The 15216-nt window shown below is 63.4% G+C and carries 17 protein-coding genes and 4 pseudogenes; 16 read left to right on the top strand and 5 right to left on the bottom strand.

Annotated elements, in window-relative coordinates; genetic code table 11:
- Window positions 1-64 precede the first annotated feature (64 nt).
- Window positions 65-2260: an AsmA family protein gene (locus tag ACZK3J_RS10940; RefSeq protein ID WP_478476927.1), complete on the bottom strand. Its 2196-nt coding sequence runs from the start codon at window positions 2258-2260 to the stop codon at window positions 65-67.
- Window positions 2261-2392: 132 nt separating this feature from the next.
- Between ACZK3J_RS10940 and ACZK3J_RS10945 the strand changes: the two genes are divergently transcribed.
- Complete coding sequence (locus ACZK3J_RS10945) at window positions 2393-2872, top strand: GNAT family N-acetyltransferase (protein ID WP_049463360.1); 480 nt, start codon at window positions 2393-2395, stop codon at window positions 2870-2872.
- An 89-nt stretch (window positions 2873-2961) separates the two neighbouring features.
- Here ACZK3J_RS10945 and ACZK3J_RS10950 read toward each other — a convergent pair whose 3' ends face one another.
- Entirely contained in the window at window positions 2962-3570 is a 609-nt protein-coding gene (locus ACZK3J_RS10950; protein ID WP_134950580.1) for an FMN-dependent NADH-azoreductase, read from the bottom strand.
- 302 nt (window positions 3571-3872) lie between these two features.
- Here ACZK3J_RS10950 and ACZK3J_RS10955 point away from each other — a divergent pair, with 302 nt between their 5' ends.
- The 3 genes from ACZK3J_RS10955 (at window position 3873) to ACZK3J_RS10965 (ending at window position 6319) form a co-directional block, all read left to right on the top strand.
- A complete protein-coding gene (locus ACZK3J_RS10955) occupies window positions 3873-4298 on the top strand; it encodes a DoxX family protein (protein ID WP_049463362.1) in 426 nt (141 codons plus the stop codon).
- Between the two features lie 89 nt (window positions 4299-4387).
- Entirely contained in the window at window positions 4388-5281 is an 894-nt protein-coding gene (locus tag ACZK3J_RS10960; protein WP_049463363.1) for a LysR family transcriptional regulator, read from the top strand.
- Between the two features lie 165 nt (window positions 5282-5446).
- Complete coding sequence (locus ACZK3J_RS10965) at window positions 5447-6319, top strand: pirin family protein (RefSeq protein WP_478476929.1); 873 nt, start codon at window positions 5447-5449, stop codon at window positions 6317-6319.
- Window positions 6320-6359: 40 nt separating this feature from the next.
- Here ACZK3J_RS10965 and ACZK3J_RS10970 read toward each other — a convergent pair whose 3' ends face one another.
- Window positions 6360-7208 (bottom strand): helix-turn-helix domain-containing protein, encoded by an 849-nt coding sequence (locus tag ACZK3J_RS10970; RefSeq protein ID WP_478476931.1) that lies wholly within the window; start codon window positions 7206-7208, stop codon window positions 6360-6362.
- A gap of 89 nt (window positions 7209-7297) precedes the next feature.
- Between ACZK3J_RS10970 and ACZK3J_RS10975 the strand changes: the two genes are divergently transcribed.
- Together ACZK3J_RS10975 and ACZK3J_RS10980 are read left to right on the top strand one after the other, a co-directional pair.
- Window positions 7298-7759, top strand: a complete 462-nt coding sequence (locus ACZK3J_RS10975) for a DUF6265 family protein (protein ID WP_478476933.1) — start codon at window positions 7298-7300, stop codon at window positions 7757-7759.
- A 280-nt stretch (window positions 7760-8039) separates the two neighbouring features.
- The gene (locus ACZK3J_RS10980; protein WP_478476936.1) at window positions 8040-8528 is read left to right on the top strand and encodes a hypothetical protein; all 489 of its coding nucleotides are present in this window, start codon (window positions 8040-8042) and stop codon (window positions 8526-8528) included.
- Window positions 8529-8659: 131 nt separating this feature from the next.
- Here ACZK3J_RS10980 and ACZK3J_RS10985 read toward each other — a convergent pair.
- Window positions 8660-8836, bottom strand: a pseudogene (locus tag ACZK3J_RS10985) (transposase); the annotation flags it as partial.
- Between the two features lie 138 nt (window positions 8837-8974).
- On the opposite strand from ACZK3J_RS10985, the pseudogene ACZK3J_RS10990 reads away from it, so the two are divergent.
- Window positions 8975-9091 (top strand): annotated as a pseudogene (locus ACZK3J_RS10990) (transposase); the annotation flags it as partial.
- A 27-nt stretch (window positions 9092-9118) separates the two neighbouring features.
- Window positions 9119-9319: pseudogene (locus tag ACZK3J_RS10995) on the top strand (integrase core domain-containing protein); the annotation flags it as partial.
- Between the two features lie 276 nt (window positions 9320-9595).
- On the opposite strand, the pseudogene ACZK3J_RS11000 reads toward ACZK3J_RS10995, so the two are convergent.
- Window positions 9596-9904 (bottom strand): annotated as a pseudogene (locus tag ACZK3J_RS11000) (DUF3693 domain-containing protein); the annotation flags it as partial.
- A 127-nt stretch (window positions 9905-10031) separates the two neighbouring features.
- On the opposite strand from ACZK3J_RS11000, the gene ACZK3J_RS11005 reads away from it, so the two are divergent.
- From ACZK3J_RS11005 to ACZK3J_RS11040, 8 genes are all read left to right on the top strand, one after another.
- Complete coding sequence (locus ACZK3J_RS11005; protein ID WP_164078435.1) at window positions 10032-10262, top strand: hypothetical protein; 231 nt, start codon at window positions 10032-10034, stop codon at window positions 10260-10262.
- A gap of 101 nt (window positions 10263-10363) precedes the next feature.
- Window positions 10364-11419, top strand: a complete 1056-nt coding sequence (locus ACZK3J_RS11010) for a replication initiation factor domain-containing protein (RefSeq protein ID WP_478476937.1) — start codon at window positions 10364-10366, stop codon at window positions 11417-11419.
- Window positions 11401-11679, top strand: a complete 279-nt coding sequence (locus ACZK3J_RS11015; protein WP_279940644.1) for a single-stranded DNA-binding protein — start codon at window positions 11401-11403, stop codon at window positions 11677-11679. The genes ACZK3J_RS11010 and ACZK3J_RS11015 overlap by 19 nt, the downstream gene beginning before the upstream one ends.
- A 3-nt stretch (window positions 11680-11682) precedes the next feature.
- Window positions 11683-11886, top strand: coding sequence for a hypothetical protein (locus ACZK3J_RS11020; protein WP_065184837.1), 204 nt, complete (start codon window positions 11683-11685; stop codon window positions 11884-11886).
- A gap of 17 nt (window positions 11887-11903) precedes the next feature.
- Window positions 11904-12128, top strand: coding sequence for a major capsid protein (locus tag ACZK3J_RS11025; RefSeq protein ID WP_430769818.1), 225 nt, complete (start codon window positions 11904-11906; stop codon window positions 12126-12128).
- A gap of 80 nt (window positions 12129-12208) precedes the next feature.
- Window positions 12209-13675, top strand: a complete 1467-nt coding sequence (locus tag ACZK3J_RS11030) for a virulence factor TspB C-terminal domain-related protein (RefSeq protein ID WP_239508826.1) — start codon at window positions 12209-12211, stop codon at window positions 13673-13675.
- A 2-nt stretch (window positions 13676-13677) separates the two neighbouring features.
- On the top strand, window positions 13678-13989 hold the full coding sequence (locus ACZK3J_RS11035) for a DUF2523 family protein (protein ID WP_001145882.1): 312 nt from the start codon (window positions 13678-13680) through the stop codon (window positions 13987-13989).
- Between the two features lies 1 nt (window position 13990).
- Window positions 13991-15193, top strand: coding sequence for a zonular occludens toxin domain-containing protein (locus ACZK3J_RS11040; RefSeq protein WP_164078448.1), 1203 nt, complete (start codon window positions 13991-13993; stop codon window positions 15191-15193).
- The last annotated feature ends 23 nt before the right edge of the window (window positions 15194-15216 follow it).

Consider the following 15216-nt stretch of genomic DNA (forward strand, 5'->3'; position numbering starts at 1 on the left):
CCGCTCCATCCTGCGTTTACCTCTCATACGAACGGAAGCGGCAAATGGATGCAGCCCGGGGCGATCAGTCTGAAGAACCTGCGGCGCTTCCACCTTCGGCAGCCGGCAACAGCGAAGGGCGCTGATCGAACCATTCACGCGCCTTGGCCAGATGCCACTGGCGCTGTTCGCCATCAAGCTCGATGCCCGCGCCCAGCAGCCCCCAGCGGAGGTAGAGATCGCCACGCTTGCGCCGCTCCAGCAGATCCAGCCGCGCACGAACCGACAGGCGATCATTCTCGGCCTGCAGTCCGTCGATCAGCAGATGACCCGGGCGCCAGCGCAACGTGGCCTGTGCATCGACCTGGCCGGAATCCAGCAGGGACAGCGTCCAGCGCGGGTAGTCGGTGCGCTTGGCGAACACGGCCAGCAAGGGGCGTGCATCGCTCAGGGTCAGATCGGTGGTAGCGTCCACCTGGAACGGGGACTGCGCGTCGATGCGGCCCCGCTTGAACACAGCACGGCCTTTCCACGCGCTGCTGGAATCGGTGCCCGCCACCTGCACATTGCGCAGTTCCACGGTGGTGCCGGACAGATCGAAGTGGCGCTGGTTGAAGTCCCCGCGGCGAAGCGTCGCGTTCACGTCGACATCGCCGCCCATGTCCAGGCCCGCCACCTTGGCGCTGGCATTGCGACCCAGCAACCGCGCGGTGCCATGGCCGACGCGCCCATCGGTGTCGAGCGTGGCGTCGCCGCTGAGGCTGCCGGTGCCACGCAGCAGGCGCACCTGTTGGGAACCAAGGTAGCGGTTGTAGGCGGCCAGGTCCGGGATGGTCGCTTGGCTGAAGCGCAACCGCGCACGAACGCCCTTGCGCAGTTCCTGCAGGCGGCCATCGCCGGTGAGGTCCACGGCCAGGTCGCGACCGTCGAACAGGCGTACATCCTTCGCATCGCTTGGGCGAGCGGTGAAGCGGGGCAGCCGGATCGCCAACTGTGCCTGAGTGGGGCTGCCGGCCTTCAGCTCTCCATGCGCACTGGCTGTGCCGGCCAGCCGCACGCCAGCGACCTCGGCCACGGCGGCAGCCGAAGGAATGTCCACGGTGCTGCCTTCGATCAGTTCGCCATTGCGCAGGCGCAGATCTGCTTTCAGGGTGCCGCCGCCATCCAGCTGCAGCCACGGCTTGCGCACGAACAGGGCAGGGATCCAGTTGAGCGAGGTGAAGGTCCATTCGCCGCGCACAGTGCCGGAGCTGCGCTCCAGCAGCTGGGCAGGGTGCTGGAAGGGAATCTCGCGCCCAGTGATGTGCAGGTCGGCATCGATGCCAGCGGCCGAATCCGGGCGTGGCGGCAGGCGTGCCTGCAGGCGCAGGTCGTTCGCCACATTGAGCTGCAGGGCCAGCACACCGCGATTGGGCGCGCCATCGCCGAGGAAGAGCGGCACCTGCCAGAGCGCGTGGTCACCGGGTTGCAGTTGGCCGTCGATCAGGTGGACCGCTAGTTGCAGGCGTCCGGGCACGGGCGCGCTGGAGATCTTTGGCGTTGTGGCGTCCGTATCCATGCGCAGCCCCTGGCTGCGCGCTTCCAAATCAAGTTGCGCATGCAGCAGCTTCAACTTGGCCAGGCCGGGCGCCTGATCGCGATAGTGGCGCGGATAGCTGAAACGCGCAGTCAGATTCATGTCGCCCAGCAGCTGCACGCCGTCATAGCTGGTGTCTGCCTTGCTGAACGAGACCTCGGAATCGAACAGTTCCGATGGGCCGCCGCGCAGCTGCTTGAGGAACCCGACCGTGCCCTGGCCCTTGCCGATGATCAGCAGCTTGCCGAGCCGGGCGCTGCGGATGCTGTCGCTGTGGATGGCGTCGAAACGCAGGGTCCAACCCTGGTCGCCGCGCGGGGGCGACGGAATGGCATCCTCGACGCGATTGATTTCGGCCGACACGCCTGTGGCCTGCAATCGGGGAACCCGCACTTCGCGACGGAACAGGGGCAGCACGGCCAGCCGGGCGCTGGCGCGTTCGGCGTGCAGTACGTAGACGGTGTGGTTGACGTGGCCGCGCATATGCACGTTCCAGGCAATGACGTGGCCGGGCAGCAGCGTGATGGCCGGGCCGGTGGTCATCACGAACTTGTGCGGCTTGCGGTTGGTGACCTGGTCGAACAGCGGGGTGTTGAGGAAGATGTTGCCGGCGAGCAGGTAGAGAACGTACACGCCCAGTAGAACGTAGCCAGCGACGCGCCATCGGTGGAACCGGTGTGGAGTGCGCGCGGAAGTAGGGGGCATGAACTGCTCTAAGGGCCGGAATTCACTCAACTATTGCCGAACCGATGGCGGTGGCGCGTGAAGCGGGTACGGGGCGCTTGCTGGATTCTGCTAGTGTCCGCCTGCCCACTACGCCGATCCGCGAGGAATCGCATGGAAATCCGAGCTGCCACCGCCGGTGACTTCGACGCCATGTGGGCGATCTTCAAGGCGGCCATTACGATGGAGGATTCGCTCCCGTTCGCCGTCACCTTCGAGGCCGGCACCTTCCGGAGCCATTGGTTCGGAGTGCAGGCGGCCTTTGTGGCCGTTCTGGAAGGGCGCGTGGTCGGAATGTACAAGATGGGCGCCAACTACCCGGACCTGGGGGCGCATGTGGCCAGCGCCACCTATGTGGTCGATCCTCGGGTACAAGGTCGCGGCATTGGCCGGGCGCTGGTGGAGCACAGTCTTGATCGAGCCAGATCGGAAGGCTTTCTGGCCATGCAGTTCAACTACGTGGTCAGTACCAATGCGCCAGCGATTGAGCTGTATCGGAAGCTGGGCTTCGCCGTGGTCGGTACGCTACCTGCGGCGTTCCGGCATCTGTCGCTGGGGTTGGTTGATGTATATGTGATGCACCGGTTCCTGTAGACAGCGATATCGCTGTCCATCGGCTTCGGTGCGTCGGGCGGAATGGCATTGAAATGCCGTGGCGATGTGTATCGCCGACGGCACAGCTATCAGGCGAAGACGCGCTCGATGTCCTGCTGGGCGTGCCGCAGTGCCTGTGCACGCGCATCGTCGCCCATTGCCAGACCTTCGGCCCGGATGAACTGCAGGTCGGTGACGCCGAGGAAGCCGAACAGGCTGGTCAGGTAGGTTTCGTGGTGGTCCATGGCCGCACCCGGCACATCACCGGCGTACATGCCGCCGCGGGTGGAGGCGATAAGCACCCGCTTGCCGCCCGCCAGGCCTTCCGGCCCCTGTGCGGTGTAACGGAAGGTTTTGTCGGCAATCGCAATGCGGTCGATCCAGGCCTTGAGCTGGCTGGGAATGCTGAAGTTGTACATCGGTGCTCCGATGACGACGACATCTGCCTGCAGGAAGGCATCCAGATCGTCGGCACCGAGCGCCACGTCCTGCTGCAGGGCATCCACTTCGATGGGGGCGCCCTGGGCAGCGGCAAGGTGGGGCGGAGCAAGGTGTTCGACCGGTGCCAGGGCGAGGTCGCGGTAGGTCACGTTCACGTCGCCATGCTGCTTGCGGGCAGCTTCGATGAGCTGGGCGGTGAGCTGGCGGCTGACCGACTGCTGGCCCAGGATGCTGGAATCAATGTGCAGGAGCTTCATGGCGGTTCTCGTAGTGAAGGGTAGGACGGGCCCGGCGAACGCACTGCCATGGGCCACGGCTGCACTCTATTTCGGGGCATTGGGCCCCACTAGCCGATTGCAGCGGATTTCATTCGTCCACGGATGGGAGCAATCCCGCTGTGGGTGGATTCGTCCATGAATGGACGGGTGAATTCCCCCTGGGGCGGCTAGTGGGCGGTGGAAGGGGCGCCTAGAGTGCGTCCCGCTGGCAATGATGATGTCGTCGTTCCTGCCGCTGCCACCGTCCCTCTTGTTTCAACACGCCTCCCGGAAATGCAGACATGTCCACTTATTCCACAACCACCTTTGGTGCCTCGTCCTCCACCCGCCTGCAGGGCGCAGTCGAACTGCTCGGCCGCCTCCTGCTGGTCGCACTGTTCCTGCTGTCGGGATTCGGCAAGCTGAGCGCCTACGAGGCCACGGCGGGGTACATGGCCTCGGTTGGTGTTCCCGCGCTGCTGCTGCCGCTGGTGATCCTGGCGGAGATCGGTGGCGCGCTGGCGATCATTGCCGGCTGGCAGACCCGGATCGTCGCCGTTCTGCTGGCGGGCTTCACCCTGGCTACCGCCTTCCTGTTCCACAACAACGTCGCTGACCAGACGCAGATGATCATGTTCCTCAAGAATGTATCCATTGCTGGTGCATTCCTGATGCTGGCCGCCAACGGCGCAGGCCGGTTCAGCCTGGATGCGCGCAAGGCCCGATGAGGGAAGGGCGCTGCGCCGAGCGCGGCGACACCATTTGCAACACAATGCAGGGGCCTCCGTACCGGGGGTCGTCTGCATGGAGACCGCGGGTGATCGATCTCAATGATGTGGCCCTGTTCGTACAGGTGGCCAAGGCCGGCAGCTTCGCTGAGGCCGCCCGCCGGATCGGCATGCCCTCCAATACCGCCAGCCGGCGCATCCAGCAGCTGGAGGCGCAGCTGGGTGTCCGGCTGCTGCATCGTTCCACCCGCAAGTTGACCCTGACCGATGCAGGTGAGGGCCTGTACGCGCGCAGCGTGGAGCAGATCGAGGCGCTGGCGGACGCTACCCTGGAGCTTTCCGAGGGTAGTGAAGTGCCGGTGGGCAAGGTGCGCGTTGCCGCGCCGGTGGACTTCTTCAACTGGTTCCAGCTGGAGTGGGTGCAGTCATTCCTGCAGGCCCATCCGCGGGTGCGCCTGGAGTTCGTGCTCAATGATGCGCGCGCCGACCTGGTCGCTGACGGCATCGATGTTGCGATTCGTGCAGGTGCAGTCACCGGGCCAACACTGATCGCGCGCCGGGTGGGCAACAACCGTGCCGTGCTGGTGGCCAGCCCGGCCTACCTGGAGGCACGGGGAGCGCCCAGCGCACTGGAGGACCTGTCCACGCACGACTGCATCGCCGTGCCCTCGGGCTCAGGGCGCACGCAGTGGCGCTTGATGGGGCCGGATGGACCCGCCGAGGTCGAAGTGCGCGGGCGATTCAGCGCCAACTCGGCCTTTGCCTTGACCAAGGCCTGCGTGGCCGGCATGGGCATCGCGCTGCTGACCGAGGCGATGGTGGCGCAACCGCTGCGGGAAGGGACGCTGGTCCAGGTGCTGCCCGACTACCGTATTGATGGCCTGGAGCTGTTCGTGGTCTACCAGAGCCGGCGGCAGTTGCCACGCGCCGCCAGCGCGTTTGTCGACTTCGCCACGACCCATCTGATGCAGGGCAACTGGTAAGCACCTGAGCGGGAGGCGCTGCCGCTTCCACGCGTGGCAGCTATTGCTCCAACGATGGAGGAATGAAATCCGAACTGGCGGGCTACTGCCATGAGTGCTCAGTGCCTACCTTGAGCGTAGGACGTCGTCGCGACGTTCGAAACCTGCTTCCAAGGAGACCACGCCATGCTCGCCGTCCACCCTTCCGAATCCACCGCGATCTCTCCGGTCGCCTCCGTGCGCCGCATCGTGCATCGCACCCGCGGCCGCAGCCACGGGCCCATCACCCGGCTGGTGAGCCCTTCCGATCTGGGCGAACGTCTCAAGCCCTTCGTCCTCCTCGATCTCATCGACGCCCGCGATCTTTCGCGCGCCGAAGCCCCTGCGCTTGGCCTGCATCCGCACTCGGGCATCGCCACGCTCACCTGGCTGCTGGAAGGGGCCGTCGACTATGAAGACGACCAGGGGCGCCAGGGCAGTATCGAGGCCGGCTGGATCGAGTGGATGCAGGCCGGCAGTGGCGCATGGCACGGCGGCGGATTCGGTGATTCTGATCGCTTGCGCGGTTTCCAGCTGTGGCTTGCGCTGCCGCCCGCACTGGAGTTGGGCGCGCCCTTCAGCCGCTACTTCTCTCCTGGCGAGATCCGCAGCGCAGGCCCGGTGACCGTATTGCTGGGAGCGTACGGCACGGCCCGCAGCCCCATCGATGCCCCGGCACCGATCAACTACTTTTCGGTGAAACTGCGGGCGGGAGAATCGTGGCGGTTCCAACCGCCGCCGGGACATGACGTGGCCTGGACCGCGGTGAGCGTGGGCTCGCTGCGTGTACCCGAAGCGATCGGTGCAGGTGAACTGGTGGTCTTCGAGGAAGGCGGCCAGGAGGTCGCGTTCTTCGCCCGCGAGGACACCGAGTTCGTGTTCGGTACCGCAGCACGGCATCCGTATCCGCTGGCAACAGGCTACTACTCGGTCCATACCAGCCCGCAGGCACTGGAGGCAGGTGAAGCGCGTATCCGGGAGCTGGGGGAGCAGATCCGGGTGGCGGGAAGCGCTGGCTGATGGAGTCGGCTCTGGAGCAGGGCAGGAGGGTGGGGTCCGGCTATCGTGCTTGGCCGCTACTGCTTCCGCGCACGAAGGCGGCAGCCAGCCGCAGTGCATCGTCGCTGCCGCGATCACCGCGCAGCGCGTGGACCAGCCGAGCGGGCGTGACGCCGGTCCATCGCACCAGGTCATGCGTGGCATGGGCCTGGTCACTGTAGCCGTGGCGCGCAGCGGCGGAGGCGATGCTGGTGGCTTCTCCATCCAACGTGTGCAACAGAGCCTGCAGCTTGCATACTCGGGCATATTCTTTCGGGGTCATGCCCACGGCCGCCAGAAAACGCGACTGCAAGCCACGCAGGGACATGCCAAGCCGCCGCGCCAGTTCGGCGATGCGCAGGTCGCCTTCCGCTGCATCCAGCTCCGCAACGGCCTGTTCGATGCGCTCGTCCAGGGTGAAACTGGCACAGCATTCCCGCAGCACCTGCCATAACGGCTCGGGCGTACTGCTTGCCGCGCTTGCGCGTGCGGCCGCACTGAAGGTCTCAGCAAAGGAGGCATCCAGCGTGTACAGGTCCGGTGCCTGGTCGCGAAGACCGGGCAGGCGGGCACCGGCGATCAAGGCGCTTGCGGCCGGCTGCAGCCGCACGCCGATGCAGAACACCGGGCCGACGGCCCGCAGGCGGATCGGGCCGCATTGCTGTGCGGCGAAACAGAACGGCAGATCGGAACGGATCCGGCCATCTGCCCCGTGCAGATGCAGCGGCACGCCAAGTTCCGCCAGCAACTCGCACCGGCCATCGGGATAGATGACCTGCACCTCATGGCCTGGGGCTTCGTCCCGCAGCCACCAGAGGCACTGGACATGACGGCGCAGGTCGTCGGTGGCAGGGTGCTCGCGGTAGTCCATGCCGCATCGGACGTCATCCTGCGCATTTTTACAAGCGTCCCCGGGGCTGGGGCGCTAGCCTGCGTCCAACCGATCCAGGAGGTCAGGGTATGTTGAAGTCGACGTTGGTGGTGCTGGGCGCAGGGCTGGCGTTGGGAAGCAGTGCAGTCACCGCTGCTCCGGCCAGGTTCGACTGGCTGGCCGGGCATTGGTGTGGCGGTACCGAGGAGCGCAGGCTTGATGAGGTCTGGCTGCCCGAGGCAGGCGGCGCGTTGCTTGGTATGTCGCGCACGTTGAGCTGCGGCGATATGGAGGCATTCGAGTACATGCGTCTGGTGCCTGCAGGCAAAGCGGCTGGCCTGCATGTGCAGCCAAATGGCGTGGCGGCAACCACGTTCGTCATTGCCGAGCACGGCGCGAACTGGGTGGTGCTCGAGAATCTGCAGAATGACTTCCCGAAGCGCATCGAGTACCGGCGTGATGGAGCGTCATTGCAAGCGAGCATTTCGGGACCGGGAGATGATAGGAAGATCCTGCGTATTCCGTTTGACTATCGACTCTGCAGCTCATGACGTCGCGACGAATACTCCTACTGCCGCGGTAGCAGGGGAGGCGGGAACTGGACGTCGCCTGAGACCCGCATTCTCCGAACATGAATCCAAGCAGATGGAAAAGAAAGGCTTCCATGGATCGTATTGACATTGCCACGCTGTCAGCGCTGAAAGTAGTTGATGTGCCAATTAGCCAGGCAATCAACGTTCACACATCTGATCTGGCGAGGCCGGCCGAGGCCGGATGCCACGGTCAGTCGTTGGCACGCAGCTGGTCAATTTTCTATGGAGAAAGATCCCCATGTTCATCAAAAATCTTCTTGCATTCGGCATGGCCGCCATCGGTACGACCGCGCTGCCATCCGCGGCGTCCGAGAGAGCGCTGAGAGGGCACTTCGCACTTCCGGGATCAACCGAGAAGGTGACTGCCGAAATTTCCATTGAAAAAACGGGCCCTCTTTCCCGCGAGTTACTTATCACATTCTCCGAAAAGACCACGGGTAAGCGCATAACGAAGTTCGAAGAGGAGTTGACGCAGGATCTGCATGTTCTGGCAACCGACAGCAACTTCTCCAGCTTCCTGCACGAGCATCCGGGCAAACCGGAGCCGGATGGTCGCTTCCGGGTGGCGATGAACTTCCCGAAGCCGGGCCTTTACCATGTTTTTGCTGACGCGGTTCCTGCTGGGCTTGGACAGCAGGTGGTTCGCTTCGACGTTCCGGTCTTACGCTGCAATACGATAGCCCTCATTAGCAATGACCGCACCATGCGATACGTCTCGCAGTCGTAGGCTGATCAGATCGCAACCTCTCAGCTTTGTGTCGATCGCCAGGTTGAACAGCGCTAGGTCACGAGCACCTCCTGCAAGCTGTAGGCGCGCCTGATCGACCAGATGTCACTGAGTGTGAGCGGCGCCTTCTGACCAGCGCCGCCGAAAGCGGCCGCTTCTGGATTCTGCGCCTCGCGCTTCCAGCGGGTTAGCAGGTTGTCGCGAATTCCCAGCTCCCGGGCCACCTGGGCGCAGCTGATGCCGGGCTGGTTCGCCTGCTCAACCGCACCGCGCTTGAACTCGGCACCGAACTTCCTACGCTTTGACATGAACACTCCTCATGGCCTGAATCGGCCTTCTTGTAAGTGTCCGTGAAAACGGGGTAGAACCCGATATATTGAGGGTAGGGGAGGGCTGCTCCCCGCTCCATGCCGAGCTGCGCTCCCCCTCCGAGATTGAGTAGCGCGTGGCGCAGCAAGTTCGGTGGCATGAGCGTGCCCGACGCCAAGCGGCTCAAGGACCTGGAGGCCGAGAACACACGCCTGAAGAAGTTGCTGGCCGAGCAGGTGTTCGAGAACGGCGCCCCCCACGAGGCGGTGGCCATCGACGTGGCGAGGGTGGCGTGGGCTCACGAGAAGGAAATTGCCCAGCGCCTGATCGAGCCCGGCAAGCCGAACCAATGCGTTTACGTTGAGTCCTTCAACGGGCGGCTGCGTGTTGATTGTCTGAACGAGCATTGGTTCCCGACGTTGCTCCATGCCAGGAGCAGTACCGAAAGATTGCGGCGTGACTACAACGAAGAACGGCCTAAAGTCTCCGCCACGATGGCCGACGCGAAATCTTCCAGCAGCAGCTCGCATCCCTTTGGGGGTGACCAGTCGACCGCACTTGAACGAAAAGCCGACCTAAGGGGCGGTCGTTTCAGGGCACGCATTGATCGGGCTCCATGTCAACGTCGGAGCCGGGGACTGGGCAAGACCCGTGCCAGCCACCGCTGCAGGAGTGTGAACATAATATACAGAATGCGGCTGATCCGAGCCGGAAAAGCCTTGTGAATCAATGGCTTTAGCGCGGGCGGCGCCTGGTGCTGCCAACACTACCAGCGCCAACACTGCGGCGACCGCGCTCAACCTGTCCAACATCGATTTCCACATCGCGCGCTCGGCTGGGGATGCTGCGCGCTCCGCATGGATGCGTGCCGTCCATGCCGGTCCATCCAGCTTTGCCATGGCGCAAAGCTGCGCAATTCGCTCATCAGGGATCGGATTCCGGGCCTGTCGCCAATTCGAGACGACGGCGCGCGTGACCCCCATGCGCTGAGCTAAAGCATTGTCTGAAGGGAGATTTGTTCCGACACGGGCTTGGTCGAGCAGCTGGTTGACGGCGTCCATGTACACGATTCCGTTGACAGGGTGTATTCGGAGAACTATACATCGGCCCCGTATGCGGGATCGCATACGCCCGCCACCGGCACCCCAAGGCCGCTGGCGGGTTCCCTTGGGGGCTTGGGGTAGGGGAAGAGGGATGATCGATCCGTTCATTGCCTTCGTGCTGCTGGCGGTCATCGTGGCCGTTTCGATTGGCAGCGCCAAACTCGTTTCGTGGTGCCTCGACCGGCGTGGGGAGTCTGCCCGTCGTAGTGCACGCGAAGCAGCCATCGTCGCCCAGGCACGCGCCGAACTGGCCGCCACGGGCTGGACCGCTCGGGACGAGGTCGACTACCAGTCACGCCGTCAAGGTGGCCGTCATGGCTGAACTCCTGCGCGATCCGTTTGTTGCCGCTGTGCTGGGCGGCGTGCTGCTTACCGGCCTCTATTGGTCGCTGGTGTTCGTGCTGCGTGGAAAGGGGGCAGGCAATGGCCGTTGATCGCGCGCGCTTCAGGATGGCCGTAGAGGGCGGGGCAGGGGGCTTTTCCCCGCTTTCGCCCGGTCAAAAGGGGCAGCGAGCGGCGGCGGAGATTGGCCCGGGGAGTAACACGGGCCAAAAGGGTCAGCAAGACGAAATCATCGACTACTTGACCATTGTGGTCCCGCTCTCTGCCCTTGAAGAAGTTAACTGCAAGAAGCTGGACCTCTTGCTGTTCCGCATCTTCGGTTTTCGTGGCGAAGTGGTTGCCGGTGCGATTCGTGAGAAGAACTGGAACTTCTACGAGCAGTCGGCGGTGTTGATCGACCGGGAAAACGAGGTTGTCGGGCGTGTCGGCATTGGCGGCAAGAAAAGCACCGTGTGCCTGAGCCTCACCGGCATGGGCTGCAAGTGGATTCGTGACTGGGCGCGTGTCTACAAGCAGTGCGCCATGCTGGACGCCAAGATTACCCGCGTTGACTGCGCGCACGACGACTACGAAGGCGAACGCCTGGACGTGCATGCGCTCCGCGAGGTTGCAGCTCAGGGCGGCTTTACCGAAGGCGGTTGCCCGCCCCGTCACCGCTTCATTTCCGATGAAGGCCACAACACCGGCTGCACGCTGTACGTCGGCGGCAAAGGCCACAAGGAACTGTGCGTGTACGAGAAGGGCAAGGCCGAGGGCCTGCCGTCATCGCGCTGGGTGCGCGCAGAAGTGCGTTTGTATGGCAAGCACATGGAAATCCCGCTCGATGTGCTGTTGAACCCGGGCGCGTATCTGCGCGGTTCGTATAGCGCCTTGCAGAACCTCATTACGGGCGTGTGCACGCGACTGCGCACGCTGCAAAAGCAAGTGGAAACCTCTGTCGAAGCCGGTATCGAGTGGGCGCATCGACAGGTAGGGCCTTTCCTCAACGTCCTTCGCGGAGCGCTCGGCGATTCATGGGCCGACTTCGCAGAGAGCCGCATCCTCCGTGACGGTCACCCCGGACGGTTTCGCGGTATTGCCAAGGGTGAACCACTCCATCGCTATGTGAGGGAAGAACTATGCCTATCTGCCGCGTGAAGTCCGCTGCCGTCGAAGAACGGCACAACAGCAAGACCAACTCGATCATCCGTTCTCAGATGGTCGGTCTCGATTTCGGCAACGGCTTCGAACTGCCGTTCCGTGTCGGCCTCGGCTCGCGCCCGCCGTACCCGCCGGGCGAGTACGACATTGATCCCCAGTCGTTCGCACTGAGCCAGTACGGGGACCTGATCCTGAAGCGTTACGTGGACCTCGTTCCGCTGCAGGCGAAGGCCGCAGCCGCACCGGCGAAGCCGTAAGCCATGGCCGTGCTGATCCCTGCGTGCCGCGAAGCCGACCTGGACACGGCCACGGGGACCTGCACGGCTGTGATCTGGATTCCTCAACCGGCACTGCTGCCGGAACTGCCGATTGAGGATGCACAGGCCATCGGCGCAAAGATCGCGCTCCTGTGGGCTGTCGCGTACGTGTTCCGGCTCATTCGCAAAAAAATCGAACAGTCCTAGGAGGACACATGCACAAGATGTTGAAGGCCCTGAAGGGCAAGAGCGCCGCACTGGCGGTCGTCGGTACCGCTGCGCTGGTGTCGGCGCCGGCATTCGCGTCGGGTGGTGGTACCAGCGTGGACGTGGGCGCTGTGGTTTCGGCCATCAACGCGGCCTTGGGTCCCATCGGTCAGATCGGTGTCGCGGTGCTGGGCGTGCTGGTCGGCATCAAGGTCTACAAGTGGGTGCGCCGCGCGATGTAACGGCAACCGGGGGGCAGGGCCGACTCCCTCCCCCCGGTCTTCTAACGCCCTGGACAGGGCAGGGGGCTTGGGATGGAAGGGTGGATTTGGCTGTGCGCATGGCTGGTGGCGTGCGCGATCATCTTCGTGGACTTCAGCTAATGCACTGGCTTGCACGCGTGTTTGCTTCCGCGATTGCCAGACGCATTGCATATGCGCTGATTGCGGTGCTTCTGGCATGGCTCGGTCTCGGTGACGCTCACGCTCAGGCCAAGAACTGTCGGAATGAATCTGAACGCTGTTCGGTCGCGGAAGCTCAGGCGCAGTGTGAGGCCTTCCAACCCAGTATCGCTGGAAATACCAGCATTGTTTCGTTCAGTCGTAAGAAGTGTGAGCGTGATGGTGGCGCGAGCAATGGGCGCTTCATCGTCCTGTATTGGGGCAGGGACAGGAACGGGGTAGAGCAAGGTCCGTTCAATCCGGGTGCCTACTTCTACTGGTTCAACAAGTGCTCTTCCGAACCCGAGTACACGGGTACTGGCCCTTGGGCTAGCAGTGGATCCGCGAAGAACGGGAGCATCGGTTGCCGCAACGGATGTGATGGTGCGTGGTATAGCAACGGTGATGGCAGCAAGACGTGGACGGCAACCGGCAGCATCTGTCCTGCGAATGAAGAGTCAAACTGCAATGCGATGGGTTCCGGCTACTTTTGGAACGCATTGCTTAGGGTCTGCGAGCCGACCAACGACGGAAAGTGCCCCAACGGTGCAAAACCAAACTCTCTTGGTCAGTGCGCGCCTGAGCCCTGCCCGGAAGGAATGACGCAGCAGCAGGATGGCACCTGCAAGAAGAAAGAGAACGAGTGCCCTTCGGGGCAGGTTCGTTCCCCTGATGGCAAGTGTCTTCCCGGCGACGGCCAGTGTGCAAAAGGCGAGGTGCGCGGCCAGGACGGAACTTGCAAGAAGGACGCCGACGACGACGGCAATCCCGATCCAGTGAACGAAGAGTCGTTTAGCGGGGGCGACGACTGTAGCGCGCCGCCATCGTGCAGCGGGTCGCCGATCATGTGCGGTCAGGCTCGTATTCAATGGCGCATCGACTGCAACACGCGCAAAAACCGGAATATTGCGGGCGGCACTTGTGCATCCATGCCGATCTGCACTGGGGAGAAGTGCGATGCGATGGAGTATGCGGCACTGCTGATGCAGTGGCGGTCTGCTTGTGCGCTGGAAAAGATGGCGCAGGGCAATGGGAATGGCGGCGGCGACAACGCTGACATTAAGGCGATTCGTGACGCGCTTACCGGCACTGGCGGGACTGTTACTTTGCCGCCTGATCGACCAGCGTCAGACGCATGGGCACCCGGTGGTGGCAAGGCCACCACGCCAGACACGAGCGGATACGGCTGGGGCGGAACGTGCCCCCAACCTCCGAGCATTGAAGTCTTCGGCAACGCAATTCAGATCAACACAGCACCTCTCTGTAACTGGCTGTTTCTAGGCGGCTACTTTGTCATGGGCCTCGCCGCGCTTGCCTCTCTCCGCATCGTTGCATCGAAGGACGCCTGACCATGCCTTGGCTTATCAGCTCGCTTCTCACCGGCCTTGCCGGAATCTTTCGTTCGAAGTGGGGCCCGTGGGTTACTGAGGCCATGGTGTGGCTCGGCTTGTCCTGGGCAACCAATGAGTTCCTCGTAGACCCGTGGATCCAGCAGATGGAACAGGCCATGCGAGCGGGCGCGCCCGGCGGTGAATTTGGCGCACTGGTGGTGGCCTATGCGGGCATCATGAAATTCGACGTGGCCTGCACGATGATTGCCTCGGCGGTGACTGCGAAGTTCGCCGTGGGTGCCGTGAAAACAGTACTGACGAAGCGGACCTGATATGCCTATCGAACTGTTTACTGGTCAGCCCGGCAATGGCAAAACAGCGCTGATGATGGAGCGGCTTGTCGCCGAGGCGAAGGCTGCAACCCGGCCAATCTTCGCCGCTGGCATCGACGGGCTTGATCCGGGCCTTGCGACTGTTCTGGATGATCCGCGGCACTGGAACAACAAGGACGCTGAGGGGAATTACATCGTTCCGGATGGGTCTCTGATCTTTGTCGATGAGGCGTGGAAGTGGTTCGGCCATCTGCATGACGCAACTCGCCAGCAGACGCCGCGTCACGTGCTTGAGCTGGCTGAGCATCGGCATCGTGGCCTGGACTTCGTATGGACCACGCAGCAGCCGAACCAGCTGTATCCGTTCGTGCGCGGCCTGATCGGATCGCACGCGCACGTGGTTCGTCGCTTCGGTACGAAGATGCTCGACGTCTATCGCTGGGGCGAGTTGAACGAGGAAATCAAGTCACTTGCGAAGCGTGACATGGCGCAGCGCACGACCCGGCTCCTGCCGTCGCAGGTTTTCGGCCAGTACAAGTCTGCTGAGGTCCACACGATCAAGGCGCGCATTCCATTCAAGGTGATGTTGCTGCCGGTGCTGGTTGTTGTTGCCCTCGTTTTCGCCTACTTGGCCTATAGGTCGCTCACTTCATCCGGCCTTACGGGGGGCGAGGGGAAAGAGGGGACGCAATCGGCGTCAGCCGATGCGGCCCCTTCGCCGTTCCGTCCAGCGGGAGCCAAGGAAGAGGCGCCGCGTTGGCCTACTGCCGCTGCGTACGCCAAGGACCATCTGCCTCGCATCAGCACCATGCCCTGGACTGCGCCGGTGTTCGATGAACGTCAGGCGCGTTCCGATCCGCAGTTGGTGTGTATGTCGTCACTGGAAGGGCTGGATGCGCAGGGCGTGCGACAGGAGGCCAGCTGCCGTTGTCTTACGGAGCAGGGCACAGCATATGAGCTGAGCCAGCCGGAATGCCGCACGCTCGCACGCAACGGACCTGTCTACAACCCGTACCGCGAACGTTCAGAGGAACGCAGTAAGCAGCGATTTGATGACTCCGGTCGATCCCAGCCGGATGCGGCAATGGGGCGTGTCGGTGGTGTGGCCCAGCACGTCGAGCGCTCCATGGGCACGTTTCCGGAGTCGCCGTCCTACCGATCGGATTCCTACATGACCACGGCGCCGGGGCCGAACAAGCTGTGACCAGTAGCGCGCGCGAACTGTTG

Source organism: Stenotrophomonas sp. 86428_Sma (assembly GCF_056481585.1).

What these genes read in the sequence shown, in the direction of transcription:
- ACZK3J_RS10955 (WP_049463362.1), top strand. Translation starts at nt 3,873, where the DNA reads ATGTCCACTTATTCCACAACCACCTTTGGTGCCTCGTCCTCCACCCGC.
- ACZK3J_RS10965 (WP_478476929.1), top strand. Translation starts at nt 5,447, where the DNA reads ATGCTCGCCGTCCACCCTTCCGAATCCACCGCGATCTCTCCGGTCGCC.
- ACZK3J_RS11035 (WP_001145882.1), top strand. Translation starts at nt 13,678, where the DNA reads ATGCCTTGGCTTATCAGCTCGCTTCTCACCGGCCTTGCCGGAATCTTT.
- ACZK3J_RS10950 (WP_134950580.1), bottom strand. Translation starts at nt 3,570, where the DNA reads ATGAAGCTCCTGCACATTGATTCCAGCATCCTGGGCCAGCAGTCGGTC.
- ACZK3J_RS10945 (WP_049463360.1), top strand. Translation starts at nt 2,393, where the DNA reads ATGGAAATCCGAGCTGCCACCGCCGGTGACTTCGACGCCATGTGGGCG.
- ACZK3J_RS11015 (WP_279940644.1), top strand. Translation starts at nt 11,401, where the DNA reads ATGCCTATCTGCCGCGTGAAGTCCGCTGCCGTCGAAGAACGGCACAAC.
- ACZK3J_RS10980 (WP_478476936.1), top strand. Translation starts at nt 8,040, where the DNA reads ATGTTCATCAAAAATCTTCTTGCATTCGGCATGGCCGCCATCGGTACG.
- ACZK3J_RS11040 (WP_164078448.1), top strand. Translation starts at nt 13,991, where the DNA reads ATGCCTATCGAACTGTTTACTGGTCAGCCCGGCAATGGCAAAACAGCG.
- ACZK3J_RS11005 (WP_164078435.1), top strand. Translation starts at nt 10,032, where the DNA reads ATGATCGATCCGTTCATTGCCTTCGTGCTGCTGGCGGTCATCGTGGCC.
- ACZK3J_RS10975 (WP_478476933.1), top strand. Translation starts at nt 7,298, where the DNA reads ATGTTGAAGTCGACGTTGGTGGTGCTGGGCGCAGGGCTGGCGTTGGGA.
- ACZK3J_RS11025 (WP_430769818.1), top strand. Translation starts at nt 11,904, where the DNA reads ATGTTGAAGGCCCTGAAGGGCAAGAGCGCCGCACTGGCGGTCGTCGGT.
- ACZK3J_RS10970 (WP_478476931.1), bottom strand. Translation starts at nt 7,208, where the DNA reads ATGGACTACCGCGAGCACCCTGCCACCGACGACCTGCGCCGTCATGTC.
- ACZK3J_RS11020 (WP_065184837.1), top strand. Translation starts at nt 11,683, where the DNA reads ATGGCCGTGCTGATCCCTGCGTGCCGCGAAGCCGACCTGGACACGGCC.
- ACZK3J_RS10940 (WP_478476927.1), bottom strand. Translation starts at nt 2,260, where the DNA reads ATGCCCCCTACTTCCGCGCGCACTCCACACCGGTTCCACCGATGGCGC.
- ACZK3J_RS11010 (WP_478476937.1), top strand. Translation starts at nt 10,364, where the DNA reads ATGGCCGTTGATCGCGCGCGCTTCAGGATGGCCGTAGAGGGCGGGGCA.